We start from the raw sequence: 17,894 nt of genomic DNA on the forward strand, positions 1-17,894 counted from the left end.
AACGATCATTTCCTAATTAGGCGGACATGAATGCAACAACCCTCGACCGTCAAGAGAAGACCCGGGGCCGTGGCCGTCCGAGGGAATTCGATGCGGACGCCGCCCTCGACGCGGCCCTCCGCGTCTTTTCCGAGCGCGGCTACAACGCCGCCTCGATCAGCGAACTCACTGAAGCTATGGGGCTTGCTGCCGGCAGCGTCTACAAGGCCTTCGGTGACAAGCGCGGCATTTTTCTTGCCGTCTTCGATCGCTACCGCGCGGTACGCCGCGGCTTGCTCGACGCCAGGCTCGCCGGCGTCGAGACCGGCCGAGACAAGCTCAATGCGCTGATCACCTTCTTTGCCTCCTCCTCGCACGGGCAGATCGGCCGGCAGGGCTGCCTCGTTGTCGGCAGCGCCGGCGATCTCGCGCTCTTCGACGAAGAGGCGGCCGCGCGCGTCGCTGCCGCCTTTACGGCCGACGAGACGCTTCTCGCCGACCTCATCCGCCTCGGCCAGTCCGACGGCTCGATTTCGGCGGATCTCGATGTGTCGGCGGTAGCGCTTGCCCTTCTCTGCCTGACCAAGGGCATGCGCGTCATCGGCAAGACGGGACGCAGCGGCGAGCAGATGGCGACGGCTGCCGAAGCCGCGATGAAGCTGGTGACATGATATTCCCGCGGGGAAATGCCGTGCATTTCCCCGCGGGAAACGGGTGGTCGGCGGCAGAACGATTTGTGACTAATTTTTCAATCATACCGGAGTTTCTGATGAGCATTTCAGCCACCACGCCGGACAAGGCCATTCCACGGGCGCTATCTCCCTGGCTCACCTTCCTTTTCGCCGCCGCCTGCGGGCTGGTGGCCGCCAATCTCTATTACGGCCAGCCTCTCGCCGGCTTGATCAGCGCCGATCTCGGCTTCACGCCCGCCGCAACCGGCCTGATCGTCACGCTGACGCAGATCGGCTACGGCCTCGGCCTGCTGCTGATCGTGCCGCTCGGCGACCTCACGGAGAGCCGCCGTCTGGTATTGCTGCTGATATCAGTCTCCGCCCTTGCCCTGATCGGCGCAGCGCTCTCTTCGACACCCACGGCCTTCCTCGTCGCCTCGCTCTGCATTGGCCTCTCCTCGGTCGCAGTTCAGGTATTGGTTCCCTTCGCCGCCAACATGGCGCCCGATGCAACACGCGGCCAAGTCGTCGGCAATGTCATGAGCGGCCTGCTCTGCGGCATCATGCTCGCCCGCCCCTTCGCAAGCTTCGTCGCCGAGGCGTCCTCCTGGCATACGGTCTATTACATCACCGCAGCGCTGATGATCGTGCTCGCCGTCGTCCTGCGCGCCAACCTGCCGGTCCGCCGGCCGAAGACAAAGCTGCGCTACGGCGAGCTGCTCGCTTCCATGGGCCACCTGGCGCTGACCTCACGCGTGCTGCAGCGCCGGGCACTTTATCAGGCCGGCATGTTCGGTGCCTTCAGCCTGTTTTGGACGACGACGCCGCTGCTGCTCGCAAGCCCGGCTTTCGGCCTGACGCAGAACGGCATCGCCCTCTTCGCGCTTGCCGGTGCCGCCGGCGCCGTCGCTTCGCCGATCGCCGGCCGGCTCGCCGACCGCGGCATGACGAAGATCGCCTCGACGATTGCCATGCTGCTCGGCATGGCCTCCTTCCTGATCGGTCATTTCGCCGGCGACGGCTCGCTCATCGCCCTGATCCTTCTGACGGTAGCGGCAATCATGCTCGATTTCGGGGTCACGACCAATCTCGTCTGCGGCCAGCGCGCCATCTATGGCCTGAACCCGGAACACCGCAGCCGGCTGAACGGCCTTTTCATGGCCACCTTCTTTGCCGGCGGCGCGCTCGGCTCGGCGCTCGGCGGCTGGGCCTATGCGACCGGCGGCTGGACGATGGCGGCCTGGATCGGCTTCTGCTTCCCCGCGCTGGCCTTCCTCTTATTCCTGACGGAAGGACGCGGCAGACAGGAAGGTAAAATCTGAGACCCGATACAAAAACCCCAATGCCGGTTTACAAATTCGCACATACGGTGAGCACGCGCGCACCCGCTCACCGCCGTCGTCCACAGCGACAAAGGTTTACGGGGATCGGAAGAATTGTTCCGCGCGCTGTTTACGCGACCGACGGAATGACGGCTAGCTGTCGGCGGAATCGAAACGCGAACGGGCGGCGCGAACCGCCTCATGGTTCGCTTCCGCCCAGTTCAGAAGCTGCGACAGCGGCTGGTAGAGCGAGCGGCCGAGATCGGTCATCGAATATTCGACGCTCGGCGGCTTGGTCGGGAAGACTTCGCGATTGACATAACCGTCCCTCTGGAGGTCGCGCAGCGTCTGCGTCAGCATGCGCTGCGAAATATCGGGAAGCATGCGCCGCAGCTCGCCAAAGCGGCGGGGCTCGGCCGCCAGCACTTCGAGCAGCAGTGTCGACCATTTGCCGCCGATCTGCTGCATCATGTCCCGGACCGGGCAATTGGAAAAATCGAGATCGGCGAGATCGATCTCACGCCGCATCCCCGGCGTCCTGTTCTTCAGACTGACGACTGCGCCGCTCATCTGCTGGTTCCCTTTTGGTAACGTACAGCCAAAAAACTGCCTCCTTTACACCGTGAAGTCAATTCCTATTCTAGTGTTACTCTCTTTTTGAGACCACCATCAGAACGCAGAAGGAAACGACGTATGAGCGAAACCATCCTGGTGACCGGCGCGGCCGGACAGCTCGGCCAGCGTGTCATCCATCACCTGATCGAGACCTATAATGTTGCCCCCGGCAACATCGTCGCGGCAACGCGCAGCCCGGAAAAGCTCGCCGAGCTCGCGAATAAGGGTGTCGTCACCCGCAAGGCCGATTTCGATGACGCGGCCGGGCTGGAGAAGGCTTTCGCCGGCGTCGACCGGCTGCTGATCATCAGCACCGATGCGCTCGATACTCCCGGCAAACGCCTCACCCAGCACAAGGCCGCCGTCGCTGCCGCCGCCAAGGCGGGCGTCAAGCACATCGCCTATACCTCGATGCCGGCGCCCGACGATTCGCTCGTCACCTTCGCACCCGACCACCTCGGCAGCGAAGACGCCATCAAGGCGAGCGGCATCGCCTATACGATCATCCGTGACGCCTGGTACCACGACAATTACCTGCACGGCATGCCGCACAATCTCCAGGGCGGCAAATGGTACAGCGCCACGGGCGACGGCAAGATCTCGACCATTTCGCGCGACGACTGCGCGCTGGCGATCGCAGCCGCCCTTGCCTCCGGCATCTCCGACAGCGCCACCTATACGCTGACCGGCGCCGAGCTGCTGACCAACCGGCAGATCGCCGCCATCGTCTCGGATGTCGCCGGCAGGCCGCTCGACGTGGTCGACGTCAATGACGAGCAGCTCGGCCAGGGCATCCGCGGCGCCGGCCTCCCCGGCTTCGTCGCCGACATGCTGGTTTCGGCCGACGCCAACACCCGCGCCGGCAAATTCGACATCGTCACCGAAGACTTCACCAAGCTGACCGGCAAACAGCCGCAGCCGCTGAAGGATTTCTTCGTGCAGCACAAGGCTGCTTTGACGGCTTCAGGCAATGCCGGAGGCCATTGAGCCTTTATGCCGCATCCCTGCGTTTGCCGCGGGGATGCAGCAAACTCCGATTCTGGATCCCTCATCACGTCAGATGAGTCACTCACGGCGCCGACGCGCTGTGACTGGATTCCTGTGACAGGCACAGGAATCCCGTGCGCCCAAGTCCTTGGGCGCACGGGACTCTTCCTTCCAGCGCTGCTGATCGAGACGCGATCGCCTCGCGGCTCCATAGCGCAAGAGGCAGGAGGCGCCCTTCAGAATTGCGAAACGAAGCCAGGCGGTTTTTCCCTAAGGTCAAGCCCGTATTCAAGCTCGGCACGCATCCAGAGCACACCGCTTTCATAGGGATCGTCGGACATTGTCTCCGTTCGTGCGTCGGCGACATTGCCATCAGGCCAGTTCTTGACGCACGCGACGTTCTCGCGTTTCCGCTCATTCCGATCGATCGCACACCATTCTCGTCTATCGTCGAACGGAACCCAAGCGAGACCGTCCCGGAAGCAGCTGATGGCCCGATATTTCGGCTCAATGACGATGTTTCCGGCGGCGTCCGCAATCCCCCAGAGCAGGGTTCCGTTCGAATTCCTGGAGACGCGCTGTCCGCCGTCCGGTCCGCAACGCAGCTTTGATAGTCGATCCTCCAGGCGGCGCGGCTCGGAGACTTCACGTCCTGATGCGTCGATCCAAAATTTCCGTCCATCCTTCGATACCGCATAAGCGCCGGAATCGGACTGCATCTCATCGAATTGGGGAGCGAGGGCCATCACACCGTTGCTGTCCAGTATTCCCCATTTGCCCTCAACCTTGACGCCGGCATAGCCATCGATGAAACCAGATTGGGTCTGAAATGACGGTGGATCGACAAGCAGTTTGCCGTCCTGCTTCAGAAATCCCCATTTTCCATTGTACCGAACCGATATGGGGAATTCGCAAGTCAAGTATGTGTCGTCAAAGAGATACGGAACCGTCGGCCTTTCGTCCGCTCCGACGACCTGAATGCGGCCGCCGTTGTGCATGAGTTTGATACCCGAAGGACATACCGCCAGCGTCTTCCCGTCCTCCGGGTTCGGCACCAGATCCCCGGCGCGGTTGAGCCCGATCCACTGACCGTCGAGCAATATCTTGGCTACCTCACCGGAATAATCCGGCAGTATCGCATCGTCAAACAGACGCCCGCCTAGCAACCGTCCCGCCTCGTCAAGGACGCCCATTTTCTGGTTTTTGGCCACACGGTAAAACCCGTTTCGATAGCCCTGTATCCAAAATTGCTGTGGGGAGAGAATAGTTTGACCGTCCCGGCCGATCACGCCGCATTGGGTGGCGTCGGCCCGGTCACGTTGGCTGGACCGGCCTTGGTGTCCGTCCGACCCGCCATAACAGACAATTGCTCTTCCTCCACTGAGTTCACCGACCGATTCGAAGCGAGGTTCGATCTTCCAGGTCCCGTCGGGAGCAAGCAATCCGTATCGTTTATCTCCCGGTTGAGCCGCCCAGACGAAAGTGCCAAATTCGAATTCTTTAATGGCCAGCTCGTCCTTCAGGATCTTCCCCGAAGGCAGATCTATGAGCAGATAGTGCGGGTTGTCTCTTTGGAGAAAAAGTTCCCGGGCCGTAAAGCGTAAAAGGCCATAGGATTCCGACGCGATCGCCTTGCCGGGACGAACGAGCGCCGCCCCGGCACTGAATGGAATGGCACGCGCATAGTTCGGCGACAGCAGAAACTTTCCCGTTCTATCGATAATTCCTGCCTTGTCACCGACCACCACTTCGGCGTGGCCCTTGCGAAATGGGCGGGCAAGGTCGAACGCAGGCGCGATCACCATCTCGCCACTCGAATTGATATAGCCGAATTTCCCCTCGGAACGCACGGCGGCCAGCCCCTCCGAGAAAGGAAGCGCAACTTCGAACTTGCGATCGATCCGCGGCTCTAACGTCGCTCTGTCGATATAGCCGCAAAGAGCGTAGACGCCGCCGCACCTTTCCACCCATCTTTCCGGCCGGGGATCGGCGACGCCAATTCCAACGGAGCAGAGCAAACACGCCCACGCTGCCGCGACAAACATAAATTGACGAGTAATAACTCTCACCCTAGCGCCCCTCGGTTGAAAGAACTAGGAGATGCTCGTGTGTTGGAAATATGGCCGGTCCGCAGGTCGGATGTCACGGGCACAGGAATCCTGCGCCCTCGCTCCTGGGCACGGGAAAGCCTTGCAGGGCATCAAGTTAGCCGCCGCCAACGCTAGAAGGAGACGACCTTCCTCAAACCTACTGCCCGCAAGCCCTGCAGAACCGCCGCACCGTTTCCGCCATACCATATTCCAGCGCATCGGCGGTGAGCCCATGGCCGATCGAGACTTCGGCCAGATGAGGAATGCGCTTTACCAGCGCGGGCAGGTTTGCCACCGTCAGGTCGTGGCCGGCGTTGACGGCAAGGCCGATCGCCAGCGCCGCATCCGCCGTCTGCCCCAGCGCTTCGAGGATCGGGGCAGCCCGCTCCGGCGCGTCGTAACAGCCGCCATAGGGGCCGGTGTAGAGTTCGATCCGGTCGGCGCCGACAGCCTTGGCGATCTCGACGGCTTCCGCGTCGCCATCGCCATCGGCAAACAGTGAGACCCGGCATCCCATCCTCTTCAGCCGCGCGACGGCATCGGTCAGGAACGCGCGGTGCTTGCGGAAATCCCAGCCGTGATCGGAGGTCGCCTGGGCGGGATCGTCGGGCACCAACGTCACCTGCTCAGGGGCCGCGCCGGCGCAGAGCTCGAAGAATTCTTCTGTGGGATAACCCTCGATGTTGAATTCGGCTGCGGGGAATTCGTCATCGATCAGGTTGCGGATCACAGGCAGGTCGGAGAAGCGGATGTGCCGCTGGTCGGGGCGTGGATGCACCGTCAATCCGCTGGCGCCGGAAGCAAGAGCTACTCGTCCAAGCGCTTCGACGCTCGGCCAGGGCAGATCGCGCCGGTTGCGCAGCATGGCGATGGCATTGAGGTTCACGGAGAGCTTGGCGGGCATGGCTGGCATCCATCGGTCACGGAAATGAGAGGCCCTGCTTTTAAGCCAAGTGCCGTGCGATGGCCAACGAGATTCGCAGATGGATGCGATGCAGATCGCTGATGGACCAGGGCATTCACCCCGCGCGTACCGCAAATAGTAATTCCCGTCACCTTTGAAGACGACCGGCAGATACCGCAACGCAGCAGATGTTTTGCTGCAACACACCCAACAACCGGCGTAAAATATGCCGTCACGTTGCTATCCCATTTAAAAGAGATTATTTTTAGCACTTATAAAAAAGATCGTTCACGCATAACGTGGACATTGTATCGCGTAAACGTAGGCCGCGTACTGCTTCTTTCCCACGATAAGAATGCCTAGAGGAAAACCCCACTCGCCGCGCCGGGAAGCAATTGGCAAATCCGCATGAGGTGCAACACGATGCCCTAGGAGGGTTCATGCCAGACGTTTCCAAACGCCTGTTTGCTACCGCCGGTATTGCGTCGGAGGCCCGGTCGAAATACCGGTTTCTGCCTTCGGCCGCGCTGCCGCCGGATCTGCCAGACGGTCCCGTGCCCATTGCCGATATGGCCAACGCATTTGGCGTTACGCACAGGACACTGCATTTTTACGAAGAAAAACGGTTGATTTCGGCCAATCGCATCGGCCTGATGCGGGTCTACGGACAAGACGATGTGATGCGCATGGCGGTCATCACCGTCTGCCGCGAGACAGGCATGCCGATCGCCGTCATCCAGGAACTGATGGACGAGCTTCGCAAGGCCGATTCGCAGGAAAGAGCCGAGGGGATGTTCCGCGAGGCCCTGCAGGTGCGCAAACGCGAGCTGACCGCCGAAATGTCGACGCTGCACCGCCAGCTCCAGCAGGTCGGCGACCTCCTGGATTTCGACGGGAGCATCGAAGAGCCGCCGTTGAACGACAATCAGGACAGCGCCAGCCTGACCCCGCAGGAACGGCGGTGCCTGGAACTGATGGCGGAAGGCTATTCCACCCAGCGCATCGCCCGGGCCCTCGACCTGAAGCATGACGAGACCAAGGATCTCGAAGCCGGAATCATCTTGAAATTCCGCGCCAACAACCGCTTCCAGGCCATCGCCAAGGCGGTTCTGCTCGGCATCGTGCAGGCCTGAACAGACCTCCGACGGCCGCCACCGTCGCCTCCGCGCCAATCGTTAACGGACGATCGTCAGCGTCTCCGCCGCGCGTGTGATCGCGGTATAGAGCCAGCGCTCCCGCGTGTCACGAAACGCCCAGCTCTCGTCAAACAGCACGACGTCGTTCCATTGCGAGCCCTGCGCCTTGTGAACGGTGAGCGCATAGCCGTAGTCGAATTCGTCGTAGCGTTTGCGGGTGTTCCAGGGGATCTCGCCTTCGACATCCTCGAAGGCCTGTTTCAGGAGCTTGATCTTGGCCGCGCCGCGGTCCATGTCGTCGTCCTCGGGACGGACCAGCAGATTGATGCCGGGCTTCGTCGTTTCCTTCGACGAGGTCATCACCTGCCAGAGCGAGCCGTTGAGCAGGCCCTTGGCCGGGTCGTTACGCAGGCAGACGAGCTTGTCGCCGGTCTGCGGATAATCGGCATTGAAGCCTTTCAGCTCGCGCAGACGCTGATTGTAGCGGCGGCGCGTCCGGTTGGTGCCGACGAGCACTTGGTCGGCCTTCATCACCAGATCCTGCGTCACCTCGTTCTTCGAGATCACCTTGGCCGTGCCGTAATCGCCATACATCACCTCATTGCCTTCGCGCACCTGCATGGCAAGCTTGATGATCGGATTGTCGCGCGCCTGGCGGTGAATGTCGGTGAGCAGGTAATCCGGATCCTGATTGGTGAAGTAACCGCCGCCGCTGACCGGGGGCAGCTGGCCGGGATCGCCGAGCACCAGGATCGGCGTGCCGAAGCTCATCAGATCCTTGCCGAGCGCCTCGTCGACCATCGAGCATTCGTCGACGATGATCAGCGCCGCCTTTGCGACTGGGCTCTGCCGGTTGATCGAAAACATCGGCGCGATCGACGTCTTGCCGGTTTCCTCGTCCTCCACCGCCTCCTCGCCGCGCGGCCGGTAGATCAGCGAGTGGATCGTCTTGGCATTGGAGGCGCCGCGTGAGCGCAGCACCTGCGCGGCCTTACCGGTGAAGGCGGCAAACAGCACGTCGCCGTCGACATTCTCGGCAAAATGCTTGGCAAGCGTCGTCTTTCCCGTTCCGGCATAGCCGAACAGGCGAAAGAGCGGCGAGCGCCCTTCATTCAGCCATTTCGAAACAGCCTTGAGGGCTTCGTCTTGTTGCGGCGCAAATTGCATGATTGCACGACTTGGCAGGATTCGCGGGCGTTAGGCAAGGCGGAAACTGATGCGGCATCGCCGACGACGGCAAGATCCCGGGTGCGAACCGCTCGGCGGGGCAATCATAGCTCCCACCGCCGGTCCATGCCGCTTGTGCCCATCGATGGGTCTTGTCCGATGGCATCGCTCAAGAAGTCCAGAACCGTTTTGACGCGCAACGGCATGTTGCGCCTCGAGGGATAGACGACGGTGATCGGCAGGCGGCTCGGCTGGAAATCCTCCATCACAGGGATCAGCCGGCCGGCGACGATATCAGGCACGGCAATGATGTGGGAGAGCACCGCCAGACCCGCACCGGCAAGCGCTGCCCTGTGAATGGCGACGGCGTTGCAGGCGGTCAGCCGCGGCGAGATCCTGACGGATATATCCTCCGAGCCGTTCGAGAAAGACCATGCATTGGCCTCGCCCGCCCTGTTGTAACAGAGGCATTCATGGTCCCTGATGTCCTTCGGCGTCCGCGGCGGTGCCTTGCGCGCAAGGTAGGCGGGCGATGCGACGAGGAAGGCGGTCGTCCAGCCGATCCGCCGGCAGACAAGGCTGCTGTCGGCGACCGGGCCGAGGCGCACTTCGAGGTCCAGGCGCTCCTCGATCATATCCGAGCTCTGCTCCCTGAACAGCAGTTCCACCGAGAGTTTCGGATGCAAGGCGAGAAGATCACCGAGCCTTTCGCTGAGATAGAGGCCGAGCGGCGCCGGAACGCTGAGCCTGACTTTTCCGGAAGCCGTGGCTCCGTTCGATCCGGCGGCATCGCCGAGTTCCTCCACCGCTTCGAGTATCCGGAGCGCCATCGGCAGCATCCGTTCCCCCTCCGCCGTCAGCGACAGGCCGCTCGTGGTGCGATGCAGGAGGCGCGTGTTGAAATGGCCTTCGAGGGCGGCGACCTGCCGCGAGACCGCCGGCTGCGTCACCTCGAGATCGTGCGCCGCTGCCGAAAACGAACCCGTCTCCACGACGCGCAGGAAAGTCCGCAATGCCGAAACGATATCCATCCCCACCCCTCATACTTTTGCGCATAGGCTTTATGCAGCCAGACTAAGCTGGAAGGGCTTTACAGTCCAGCAATTAAGGATATTTTTTATCCATAAGGATATCAAATATCCTTAATTAGAGGAGAGATGACATGAGCCAGAGATTGAACTACGCCCAGCAGTCCCCCGAGCTTTTCAAGAAGTTCATGGAATTCAGCATGGCGTTAAAGAGCAGCGTAATCGACGACAAGCTTCAGGCCCTCATCGAGATCCGCGCTTCGCAGATCAACGGATGCGGCTTTTGCCTCGACATGCACGTGAAGCAGGCGAAGATCTTCGGCGAGAGCGAATTGCGGCTCCATCACGTCGCCATCTGGCGGGAATCGAACCTGTTCATCCCCCGCGAGCGTGCCGCCCTTGCCTGGACGGAAGCCCTGACAAAGCTGGCCGAAGGCGGCATTCCCGATGAGATCTACGAACGGGTTCGCGGCCAGCTTTCCGAAAAGGAAATCTCCGACCTGACCTTCGTCGTCATGGCGATCAACGCCTGGAACCGCGTCAATGTCGGCTTCAAGACCGTCCCCGGCTCAGCCGATAAGGCTTACGGCCTCGACAAAGCCGGCCTGAACTGATCCTCGCAATTCATTGAGAAGATTCAACTTTGACGCCGCCGTACCCCGGCAGCGAACGGAGATCTGTTATGAAAATCGTTGTCATCGGCGGAACCGGCCTCATCGGTTCGAAGACTGTCGAACGCCTGCGCAAGCGCGGCCATGAAGTGATTGCCGCCTCGCCCAACTCCGGCGTCAACACGATCACCGGAGAAGGGCTGGCAGAGGCGCTCGCAGGCGCCGAAGTCGTGCTCGACCTTGCCAATTCGCCGTCCTTCGAGGACAAGGCGGTGCTCGAATTCTTCGAGACTTCGGGCCGCAATCTTCTCGCCGCCGAAAAAGTTGCCGGCGTGAAGCACCATATCGCGCTCTCCGTCGTCGGCACCGAGCGCCTGCAGGAGAGCGGCTATTTCCGCGGCAAGCTCGCCCAGGAAAAGCTGATCAAGGCGTCGGGCATTCCCTATACGATCGTGCATTCGACGCAGTTCATGGAATTCCTGAACGGTATCGCCCAATCCGGCACCATCGGCCAGACGGTCATTCTGTCGCCGGCCTATGTGCAGCCGGTCGCCTCCGACGACGTCGCCGACGCCATGGCTGAGGTGGCGCTCGCACCGCCTGCCAACGCGACGGTCGAGATATCAGGCCCGGAACGGGCTCGTCTCAGCGAACTCGTGGCCCGGTATCTGAAGGCCATGAAAGACCCGAGGACCGTCGAGGCCGATGTCGAGGCGAGATATTTCGGCGCAAGGCTGAACGACCGGTCGCTCGTCTCCGACGGCAACCCACGGCTCGGATCGATCACCTTCGAAGAGTGGTTCGCAAAGTCCGCCCAGCCGAAGTGACTGGCTTGCTCTCAGGACGCGGCGGCTTGAGCGCGTCCTCTCCACCCCAGCAACATGGAGATTCCCATGATCAGAAAATCAGTCGTCGCCGCCGCTCTCGCCTTTCTGGCCGTCACCGGCGCCAGCGCCCACGACAGCAGCAAGTCCGCCAAGGTAACGCTCGTCTATCAGCACGAGCTACCGAACGTGCCGGGCAAGAGCATCAAGGGCGTGCTGGTCGAATACGGACCCGGCGGCTTCTCCGAAGGCCACACCCATCCGGACTCCGCCTTCATCTACGCCACGGTGCTCGAAGGGTCGATCCGCAGCCAGGTCAATGACGGCCCGGTCAAGGTCTATAAGGCCGGGGAGAACTTCTCCGAAATGCCGGGCGACCGCCATGGCGTCAGCGCCAATGGCAGCGAGACTGAGCCCGCCCGCCTGCTCGCCGTCTTCGTCGTCGACACCGACCAGAAAGAGCTGACCTATCCGCTCCAGAACTGACAGTTCACTGCTGCCGTTCGCGCGAAGCTCCGATGCTTGCGCGGGCGGCCGAGATGCTGAATCATGTGCCGCCCGCCCCTTCCGGAGACAAAGAGAGATGATCTACGACGTGTTCTTCGGCAAGCCTCTGATATCGCTCATAACAGTCGGCTTCGCCGGCATCATCGTCTGGCATCTGCTTTCCCGCCAGCGGCCGACGACGCGACTGGTGGTGCAGATCCTGTTCTTTGGTGTGATGACGCTGATCCTCGTCGGCAGCGGCATCGAACCCCACCGGTTTCAGGGATATCAATCGGAAAATCCGCAGGCCTTACTCGTCGTTCTCGCAAAATCGCTCTGGTGGGTTCACCTGGCATGGGCCGTCATCGGTTTCATCAGGCTGTATCTGGTGCTGGAGGGCAGCCCGCGGGAGGCCCGCCTCCTCCAGGATCTCGTCATCGGCGTCGTCTATATCGGCATGGCGCTCTCGATCCTTGCCTTCGTCTTCGGCGTGCCGATCGGCACCCTCGTTGCGACCTCGGGCGTGGTCGCCATCATTCTCGGTCTCGCGCTCCAGAACACGCTCGCCGACGTCTTCTCCGGCATCGCGCTGACCCTCGGCCGGCCCTATGTCATCGGCGACTGGATCCTTCTCAGCGACGGTACGGAGGGACGGGTCGTCGAAAGCAACTGGCGCGCGGCGCACATCCTGACCAGCGCCAACAATATCGTCGTCCTGCCGAACAGTTTTCTGGCAAAGCTCGGCCTGACCAATATCAGCCGGCCGGACGAGAGCCATCTTTTGACCCTCACCATCCGCATCGCCCCGACGCGGATGCCGGCATCGGTCCGGCGCATCATGGTAACGGCGCTTGCAAGCTGCAATTCGATCGTGCGCGAGCCGCCGCCGGTCGTGGCGCTGAAGGGGCTCGATGCCACCGCGCTTGAGGTCGAGCTGCAGTTCCAGGTGAAGAGCCCCAGCCAGCGTGTGCCGGCGCGAAACGAGGTGCTGGATCTCGTCTATCGCCACTGCAAATCGGCCGGCCTGCTTATCGCCGTTCCGGCGTCCGCGACAATCCTGACGGCTGATCTGCCGTCCGAAGAGACCGCGCAACCGCCCAGCGTGACGCCGATTGCGCTGATCGAGGCCATTCCGATCTTTGCGACGCTGACATCAGATGAAAAGCGCAAGCTCGCCGAGACCACCGCTGTGCGAGAATTCCGCAAGGGCGATGTCATCGTGCGGGAGGGCGAAATGCTTCCCTCACTGATGATGGTGCGGGCCGGCATCATCGCGGCGCGGCACGGCGAGGAAGAGCGCGGACGGCTGGCGCCGGGTGATTTTTTCGGAGAGACCGGCCTGCTGGCGGGCATGCAGGAAGTCTGCACCCTGGAGGCTCTGACCCCTGTGATCACCTATGAAATCAATCAGGAGGCCTTCGCGCCGCTGCTGAATGAGCGTCCGGCGCTGGCTGAAGAAATCGCCGAAGACCTCGCCGGTCGCGCCGAGCGCTTCCGCGACGGCGGCGCCCTGCCCCCGGAACACGGCCACAACGCGCGCGCCATTCTGAAAACCATCAGGACCATCTTCAGGGCCTAGACCTTCCTAGCAAAAAGTGTGCAGCGGTTTGCGTCCGGAATTGCGCAAACCAAAAGGCGAAATCAGCCGGCGCGCTTGAGGACCCATTGGAACGTACTTTGCCAAATGTCGGCCGGGACCTCCTCCGACAAGGTGCCGACGAGATCCGCAAGCTGGACGCGCCGCAGCGTATTCCGCCAAGCCTCGTCGGCTTCCCACATGACGCGCGCGACCGCGCAAGGCTTGCTGTCGCAATATCCGGCTGGCCGGCATGGATTGTTCTCACGAATATTCGTGCAGGTGAAGCTGCGCGCCTTTCCCTCGACCGCCTCGACGATGTCGAGAAAATTGATCTCCGAAGCCCCCCTCGCAAGCCTGTAGCCGCCGCTCGGGCCAAGCGTGGTCTCGACGAGCGACGCTTGCGAAAGGCTCTGCAGCGCCTTGGAAAGATATTCCTTCGGCAGGCCATGAAGCTCTGCGAGCGCCTTGGTGGAGAGATACCTGCCCTCGGGCAGGCCCGCGAGAATGGCACAGCAGTGCAGCGCCCACTCGACCTGGCTTTTCAGGATCATTCAGCAACTCACATGATGGCTGGTTCTGGGAATGAAATTAAGGATATATGATATCCACAAATCGAGGGGATGTAAATGATTTGCAAAATCAGCGCTCGTCCTCTCTCCGGCCTCATCCTGAGGCGCCCCGAAGGGCGGGGCTAGCCACTGGCGCTGGACCCGGCAAATCTGCATGCAGCAGGCACGCGCCCCGCCACCCGCTCTCGTGGTTCGAGACGGCCCTGCGGGCCTCCTCGCCATGAGGGCTGATCGGTGTACTTGCCGCAACGCACCGTTGCCGCGACAAAACTTTCTCTGTGACGGGAATAAAATCGCCTCCGCCCGTGTCTCATCTCAGGTATCGCAGCATTGCGTGCCCAACCTGAGGAGAGACATCATGACATCCGTGAAATTCCTGTCCGTCGTAGCGGCAGCCGCCCTCGCCGCGACCGCTGCTTTCGCCGCCCCTCCCGTCAAGGAAGTCGAATCCGCCAAGGGCAAGGTGCTTGCCGGCGAAAACGGCATGACCCTCTACACCTTCAAAAAGGATGCCAAGGGCGTTTCCAACTGCAACGACGATTGCGCCAAGAACTGGCCGCCGCTGATGGCGGCTTCCGATGCCAAGGCCGATGGTGCATATTCGATCATCGACCGTAAGGATGGCACGAAGCAATGGGCCAAGAACGGCATGCCGCTCTACTACTGGGTCAAGGACAAGAAGTCCGGCGACATCACCGGCGACGGCGTCGGCGGCAACTGGGATCTCGCCAAACCTTGATCGCAGGAGCCTTGATCACAAGAGAGCGGCTGGCGTGAAAACACCCGCACCCGAAAGTTTCGAGGGCCAGATCCTGGCCCTCCTGCCCGCGCTCAGGCGCTATTCGCGCAGCCTGACGCGTTCGGATGCCGATGGCGAGGACCTGCTCCAGGATTGCGTCGAAAAGGTGCTGGCGCGCCGCGGCCAATGGCGCGGCCTCAACCTCCGCGGCTGGGTCCTGACCATCATGACCAATCTCTACCGCAACGGCCGGCGCGCCAAGGCGCGCGACGGCCTCGTTGAACTCGTCGCCGCGGAGGATATCGCCGCACCCGAACCGCCGGCCGATCCGCTGGAGCGCGCGCGGCTCGACGACGCGCTGAACAGCCTCTCGGAGGAGCACCGCGCCGTGCTGATGCTCGTGGTCATTGAGGGATACACTTACGGCGAAGTTGCCGCAGCCCTCGATATCCCGATCGGCACCGTCATGTCCCGCCTGTCGCGCGCCCGCCAGCGCGTCACGGAGCGGCTGAAGGCCGACAACGTCATTACGCTTCGGAGACCGAAATGAACGAAGCCAACCCGATCGTCACCGAAGCCGATCTCCACGCCTATGCCGACGGCCAGCTGCCGGAATCGGCGCGTGCCCGCATCGAGGCTTATCTTGCCGACAATCCCGACGAGGCGGAGATGGTCGCCGAATGGCAGGCGCAGAACACAGGCATCCGCTCCCTTTTTGCCGGTTACGAGAAGGCCAAGGAAACCGATGCCTTGCTCGTCGCGCCCCCGCGCGCGGTCTCGCCAACCGCAAAAGGCTGGGCGGTTGCCGCCGCGGCTCTCCTCGTCTTCGCGCTCGGCGCCGTCAGCGGCCATTATGGCACCGCACTTCTGGAAGAGCCGGAGCTGCAGCTTGCCAGCTCCGAAACCCTGCCGAAGCAGGCCGAGACCGCCTTCACCGTCTATGCCGCCGAGGTCCGCCACCCCGTCGAGGTCTTCGCCGATGAGGAGGCGCATCTTGCCACCTGGCTCGGCAAGCGACTGGCGATCGAAAACCTCAAGATCCCGAACCTGCAGCCGCTCGGCTTCAAGCTGGTCGGAGGCCGCCTGCTGCCGGTCGACGGCAGGCCGGGGGCGATGTTCATGTACGAAAACCAGTCCGGCGAGCGCCTGACCGTCATGGTCGGCCGCAATAGGGAAAACCGCACCACGAGCTTCCGCTTCGCCTCGTCGGGCAATCTCGAAACCTTTTACTGGATCGACGGCGAACTCGGCTACGCCGTCACCGGCGAAATCTCGCGCGAGACGCTGCGAGGGGTGGCCGAGGAGTGCTATCGGCAATTCCCGTCGTGAGCGATCAGCGCAGCGGATCGTTGCCAAGCTCGATCGGCTTGCCATGCGGCGTCGCCTCGGCGGCCCGCTGCCAGCTTTTCTGCAGGGCGAGGATGGCGGAGGCATCCGCCACGCCGCGACTGACGAGCAGATCCGAAAGCGCCTCCACCCAGCAGTCGAAATAGTCGCTGCCGTCTTCGGCCCGGCCAGGCCTGTGCAACGCCGTCGAAAGCGCCGCAGCCCATTCGCTCCAGGTGAAGACACCCTTTTCGTGCAGATGCACTGTCATGGCGAAGGCTTCGGCAGCCCAGGGTTCCGGGAAGACGGGATCACCCGCCGGCGACTTCGGCAGGCCCGGTGATTGCGAGAGCTGCGAGGGGGTTTCACACAGGCTCAAGATAGCTCTCCCACGCATCGATGGAGACCGTCAGCGACGGGTCCGCGCCCTCGCCCCAGATCTCGCCGCCGTCGAAGACAACGGTATAGAGCCATTGCGGGTTCTCGCCCTTGCCATGCGCATTATCGTCGGGAAAGACAAACGAACCCTGCACCGCCTCGACCTTGCCGGTCTTGGCGCGGGCATAACGCGGCAGCCGCGTATGGGTCACCGGATTGAAATTCTTGGTCTTCACGCGTTCGCCGACCGCGAAGAGCGCCGCGGTGTCAACAGGACGATCGCAAGGCCCACCCTTTGCCAGAGCGGCAGGCACCATGTCCGCCTTCAGCACCCGCTTCGGCACGGCGCCACCTTGCAGCTTCCGCCCGGACGAGAGTTCCTCGCGCGTCGCAAAACCATGCCGCTCGAGCAGCTTGTCGATGCCGCGGATCCAGATCTCGTAATAGCTGGCGGCGAGGTAATCGGCCGGCGGGATATTCTCACGCGCGTGGCGACTTTCATCGATCGTCCAGGCGCCGAAAGCGCCACAGGAAAGCGTGATGCCGAGCGCCCGCTTTTCCCATTCGGCATGGAAACAGGGCTCGTCCTTTTCGGGCGCGACAGGCCCGAAGCCCATCTGGCCGCCGAGATCATGCGGTCCGTTCATGACAGGGCCTCCGGGCTGCCGGCAGCTGAAATCTTCGAGCTGCCTGCGATCGCCGCGCCGATCATCGCATCGCGGCTGACGAGCCCGGCAAGTGCGGCTTCGTCCATCCCTTCTGTCCCCGCCGGCCGCTCGGGGATCACGAGATAACGCAGCTCCGCCGTCGAATCCCAGACGCGGATCTTCTTCTCCTCGGGCAGCGTCAGCCCGAATTCGGCAAGCACGCCGCGCGGATCGATGACGGCGCGCGAACGATAGGCCGGCGCCTTGTACCAGACCGGCGGCAGCCCGAGCACCGACCAGGGATAACAGGAGCAGAGCGTGCAGACGATGAGATTGTGGGTCTCAGATGTATTGAAGACGGCGCGCATATGTTCGCCCTGCCGGCCGGTGTAACCGAGACTTGATATCGCCGCCGTCGCGTCGCGCTTCAGCCACTCGGCGAAATCGGCATCGCTCCAGGCCCTGGCAACGACATGCGCGCCGTTTCTCGGCCCCACCTTGGTCTCATAGGTCTCGACGATCACATCGATCGCCGCCGGATCAATCAAGCCCTTCTCCGTCAGCAACGTCTCCAGCGCCTTCACGCGCGCCTGCATGTCGGAATAGTGGTTGTCGTGATGGTGATGATGTTCGTCGTCGTGGTGGTCATGATCGTGCAAGGCAATGTCCTCCCGGTACGGCAGATAAGCGGCTCTCAACACTCTCTGACGGAAAAGTAAGCGAGATCCGCGGCTCGCCGCACGGCACGCCCGTCATCGTTGCCCCTTCGCTTACGCTTCGTGCACTCACGGCTTCGCCGCTCGCCCCCTCATCTACCTTCCGGCATCTTCTCCCCG

General features: G+C 62.3%; 20 protein-coding genes. 11 read left to right on the forward strand and 9 right to left on the reverse strand.

Features of this window, described 5'->3' with window-relative positions:
• The first annotated feature begins 26 nt into the window (after positions 1–26).
• A complete protein-coding gene (locus PO860_RS12630; RefSeq protein WP_183606735.1) occupies positions 27–650 on the forward strand; it encodes a TetR/AcrR family transcriptional regulator in 624 nt (207 codons plus the stop codon).
• 98 nt (positions 651–748) lie between these two features.
• Positions 749–1,972: an MFS transporter gene (locus tag PO860_RS12635; RefSeq protein ID WP_272782157.1), complete on the forward strand. Its 1,224-nt coding sequence runs from the start codon at positions 749–751 to the stop codon at positions 1,970–1,972.
• A 153-nt stretch (positions 1,973–2,125) separates the two neighbouring features.
• Here PO860_RS12635 and PO860_RS12640 read toward each other — a convergent pair whose 3' ends face one another.
• On the reverse strand, positions 2,126–2,542 hold the full coding sequence (locus PO860_RS12640; RefSeq protein ID WP_183606733.1) for a winged helix-turn-helix transcriptional regulator: 417 nt from the start codon (positions 2,540–2,542) through the stop codon (positions 2,126–2,128).
• A 123-nt stretch (positions 2,543–2,665) separates the two neighbouring features.
• On the opposite strand from PO860_RS12640, the gene PO860_RS12645 reads away from it, so the two are divergent.
• Positions 2,666–3,574 (forward strand): SDR family oxidoreductase, encoded by a 909-nt coding sequence (locus PO860_RS12645; protein ID WP_183606732.1) that lies wholly within the window; start codon positions 2,666–2,668, stop codon positions 3,572–3,574.
• 236 nt (positions 3,575–3,810) lie between these two features.
• On the opposite strand, the gene PO860_RS12650 is transcribed toward PO860_RS12645, so the two are convergent.
• Together PO860_RS12650 and PO860_RS12655 are read right to left on the reverse strand one after the other, a co-directional pair.
• Complete coding sequence (locus tag PO860_RS12650) at positions 3,811–5,541, reverse strand: WG repeat-containing protein (protein WP_273884209.1); 1,731 nt, start codon at positions 5,539–5,541, stop codon at positions 3,811–3,813.
• Positions 5,542–5,821: 280 nt separating this feature from the next.
• Positions 5,822–6,568, reverse strand: a complete 747-nt coding sequence (locus PO860_RS12655) for a pyridoxine 5'-phosphate synthase (RefSeq protein ID WP_273884210.1) — start codon at positions 6,566–6,568, stop codon at positions 5,822–5,824.
• A 440-nt stretch (positions 6,569–7,008) separates the two neighbouring features.
• On the opposite strand from PO860_RS12655, the gene PO860_RS12660 reads away from it, so the two are divergent.
• On the forward strand, positions 7,009–7,701 hold the full coding sequence (locus PO860_RS12660; RefSeq protein ID WP_273884211.1) for a MerR family transcriptional regulator: 693 nt from the start codon (positions 7,009–7,011) through the stop codon (positions 7,699–7,701).
• 42 nt (positions 7,702–7,743) lie between these two features.
• On the opposite strand, the gene PO860_RS12665 is transcribed toward PO860_RS12660, so the two are convergent.
• Both PO860_RS12665 and PO860_RS12670 read right to left on the reverse strand, forming a co-directional pair.
• Entirely contained in the window at positions 7,744–8,871 is a 1,128-nt protein-coding gene (locus PO860_RS12665; protein WP_183606729.1) for an ATP-dependent DNA helicase, read from the reverse strand.
• Positions 8,872–8,975: 104 nt separating this feature from the next.
• On the reverse strand, positions 8,976–9,902 hold the full coding sequence (locus tag PO860_RS12670; protein ID WP_183606728.1) for a LysR family transcriptional regulator: 927 nt from the start codon (positions 9,900–9,902) through the stop codon (positions 8,976–8,978).
• 131 nt (positions 9,903–10,033) lie between these two features.
• Here PO860_RS12670 and PO860_RS12675 point away from each other — a divergent pair, with 131 nt between their 5' ends.
• The 4 genes from PO860_RS12675 (at position 10,034) to PO860_RS12690 (ending at position 13,399) form a co-directional block, all read left to right on the forward strand.
• The gene (locus tag PO860_RS12675; protein WP_183606727.1) at positions 10,034–10,513 is read left to right on the forward strand and encodes a carboxymuconolactone decarboxylase family protein; all 480 of its coding nucleotides are present in this window, start codon (positions 10,034–10,036) and stop codon (positions 10,511–10,513) included.
• A gap of 68 nt (positions 10,514–10,581) precedes the next feature.
• The gene (locus tag PO860_RS12680) at positions 10,582–11,337 is read left to right on the forward strand and encodes an SDR family oxidoreductase (protein ID WP_273884212.1); all 756 of its coding nucleotides are present in this window, start codon (positions 10,582–10,584) and stop codon (positions 11,335–11,337) included.
• A gap of 66 nt (positions 11,338–11,403) precedes the next feature.
• Positions 11,404–11,820 (forward strand): cupin domain-containing protein, encoded by a 417-nt coding sequence (locus PO860_RS12685; protein ID WP_183606725.1) that lies wholly within the window; start codon positions 11,404–11,406, stop codon positions 11,818–11,820.
• A 97-nt stretch (positions 11,821–11,917) separates the two neighbouring features.
• Positions 11,918–13,399 carry a mechanosensitive ion channel family protein gene (locus PO860_RS12690; protein ID WP_273881083.1) on the forward strand — a complete coding sequence of 494 codons (1,482 nt, stop codon included), beginning with the start codon at positions 11,918–11,920 and terminating at the stop codon, positions 13,397–13,399.
• Between the two features lie 62 nt (positions 13,400–13,461).
• Here the strand turns inward: PO860_RS12690 and PO860_RS12695 are convergent, their stop codons facing one another.
• Positions 13,462–13,950: an RrF2 family transcriptional regulator gene (locus PO860_RS12695; protein ID WP_183606723.1), complete on the reverse strand. Its 489-nt coding sequence runs from the start codon at positions 13,948–13,950 to the stop codon at positions 13,462–13,464.
• A gap of 376 nt (positions 13,951–14,326) precedes the next feature.
• Between PO860_RS12695 and PO860_RS12700 the strand changes: the two genes are divergently transcribed.
• From PO860_RS12700 to PO860_RS12710, 3 genes are read left to right on the forward strand one after another with little or no spacing between them, the layout of a single operon-like run.
• Complete coding sequence (locus tag PO860_RS12700) at positions 14,327–14,707, forward strand: COG4315 family predicted lipoprotein (protein WP_183606722.1); 381 nt, start codon at positions 14,327–14,329, stop codon at positions 14,705–14,707.
• 34 nt (positions 14,708–14,741) lie between these two features.
• The gene (locus PO860_RS12705) at positions 14,742–15,257 is read left to right on the forward strand and encodes an RNA polymerase sigma factor (RefSeq protein ID WP_273881084.1); all 516 of its coding nucleotides are present in this window, start codon (positions 14,742–14,744) and stop codon (positions 15,255–15,257) included.
• Complete coding sequence (locus PO860_RS12710) at positions 15,254–16,036, forward strand: anti-sigma factor family protein (RefSeq protein ID WP_272782147.1); 783 nt, start codon at positions 15,254–15,256, stop codon at positions 16,034–16,036. Before PO860_RS12705 ends, PO860_RS12710 begins: the two co-directional genes overlap by 4 nt.
• A 4-nt stretch (positions 16,037–16,040) precedes the next feature.
• On the opposite strand, the gene PO860_RS12715 is transcribed toward PO860_RS12710, so the two are convergent.
• The 3 genes from PO860_RS12715 to nthA are packed head-to-tail and all read right to left on the reverse strand — an operon-like array spanning position 16,041 to position 17,717.
• Complete coding sequence (locus PO860_RS12715) at positions 16,041–16,412, reverse strand: nitrile hydratase accessory protein (protein WP_183606719.1); 372 nt, start codon at positions 16,410–16,412, stop codon at positions 16,041–16,043.
• Complete coding sequence (nthB, locus tag PO860_RS12720; protein ID WP_273881085.1) at positions 16,399–17,058, reverse strand: nitrile hydratase subunit beta; 660 nt, start codon at positions 17,056–17,058, stop codon at positions 16,399–16,401. The genes PO860_RS12715 and nthB overlap by 14 nt, the downstream gene beginning before the upstream one ends.
• The gene (nthA, locus tag PO860_RS12725) at positions 17,055–17,717 is read right to left on the reverse strand and encodes a nitrile hydratase subunit alpha (protein ID WP_272782145.1); all 663 of its coding nucleotides are present in this window, start codon (positions 17,715–17,717) and stop codon (positions 17,055–17,057) included. Before nthA ends, nthB begins: the two co-directional genes overlap by 4 nt.
• Between the last annotated feature and the right edge of the window lie 177 nt (positions 17,718–17,894).

The sequence above is a fragment of the Rhizobium binxianense genome, assembly GCF_028994275.1.
Taxonomy (GTDB): domain Bacteria; phylum Pseudomonadota; class Alphaproteobacteria; order Rhizobiales; family Rhizobiaceae; genus Rhizobium; species Rhizobium binxianense.

Excerpts from the sequence above, each read along its gene's own strand:
- nthB (WP_273881085.1), bottom strand. The coding sequence starts at position 17,058 with ATGAACGGACCGCATGATCTCGGCGGCCAGATGGGCTTCGGGCCTGTC.
- PO860_RS12695 (WP_183606723.1), bottom strand. The coding sequence starts at position 13,950 with ATGATCCTGAAAAGCCAGGTCGAGTGGGCGCTGCACTGCTGTGCCATT.
- PO860_RS12700 (WP_183606722.1), top strand. The coding sequence starts at position 14,327 with ATGACATCCGTGAAATTCCTGTCCGTCGTAGCGGCAGCCGCCCTCGCC.
- PO860_RS12675 (WP_183606727.1), top strand. The coding sequence starts at position 10,034 with ATGAGCCAGAGATTGAACTACGCCCAGCAGTCCCCCGAGCTTTTCAAG.
- PO860_RS12710 (WP_272782147.1), top strand. The coding sequence starts at position 15,254 with ATGAACGAAGCCAACCCGATCGTCACCGAAGCCGATCTCCACGCCTAT.
- PO860_RS12655 (WP_273884210.1), bottom strand. The coding sequence starts at position 6,568 with ATGCCCGCCAAGCTCTCCGTGAACCTCAATGCCATCGCCATGCTGCGC.
- PO860_RS12680 (WP_273884212.1), top strand. The coding sequence starts at position 10,582 with ATGAAAATCGTTGTCATCGGCGGAACCGGCCTCATCGGTTCGAAGACT.
- PO860_RS12635 (WP_272782157.1), top strand. The coding sequence starts at position 749 with ATGAGCATTTCAGCCACCACGCCGGACAAGGCCATTCCACGGGCGCTA.
- PO860_RS12645 (WP_183606732.1), top strand. The coding sequence starts at position 2,666 with ATGAGCGAAACCATCCTGGTGACCGGCGCGGCCGGACAGCTCGGCCAG.
- PO860_RS12690 (WP_273881083.1), top strand. The coding sequence starts at position 11,918 with ATGATCTACGACGTGTTCTTCGGCAAGCCTCTGATATCGCTCATAACA.
- PO860_RS12665 (WP_183606729.1), bottom strand. The coding sequence starts at position 8,871 with ATGCAATTTGCGCCGCAACAAGACGAAGCCCTCAAGGCTGTTTCGAAA.
- PO860_RS12685 (WP_183606725.1), top strand. The coding sequence starts at position 11,404 with ATGATCAGAAAATCAGTCGTCGCCGCCGCTCTCGCCTTTCTGGCCGTC.
- PO860_RS12640 (WP_183606733.1), bottom strand. The coding sequence starts at position 2,542 with ATGAGCGGCGCAGTCGTCAGTCTGAAGAACAGGACGCCGGGGATGCGG.
- PO860_RS12670 (WP_183606728.1), bottom strand. The coding sequence starts at position 9,902 with ATGGATATCGTTTCGGCATTGCGGACTTTCCTGCGCGTCGTGGAGACG.
- PO860_RS12660 (WP_273884211.1), top strand. The coding sequence starts at position 7,009 with ATGCCAGACGTTTCCAAACGCCTGTTTGCTACCGCCGGTATTGCGTCG.
- PO860_RS12630 (WP_183606735.1), top strand. The coding sequence starts at position 27 with ATGAATGCAACAACCCTCGACCGTCAAGAGAAGACCCGGGGCCGTGGC.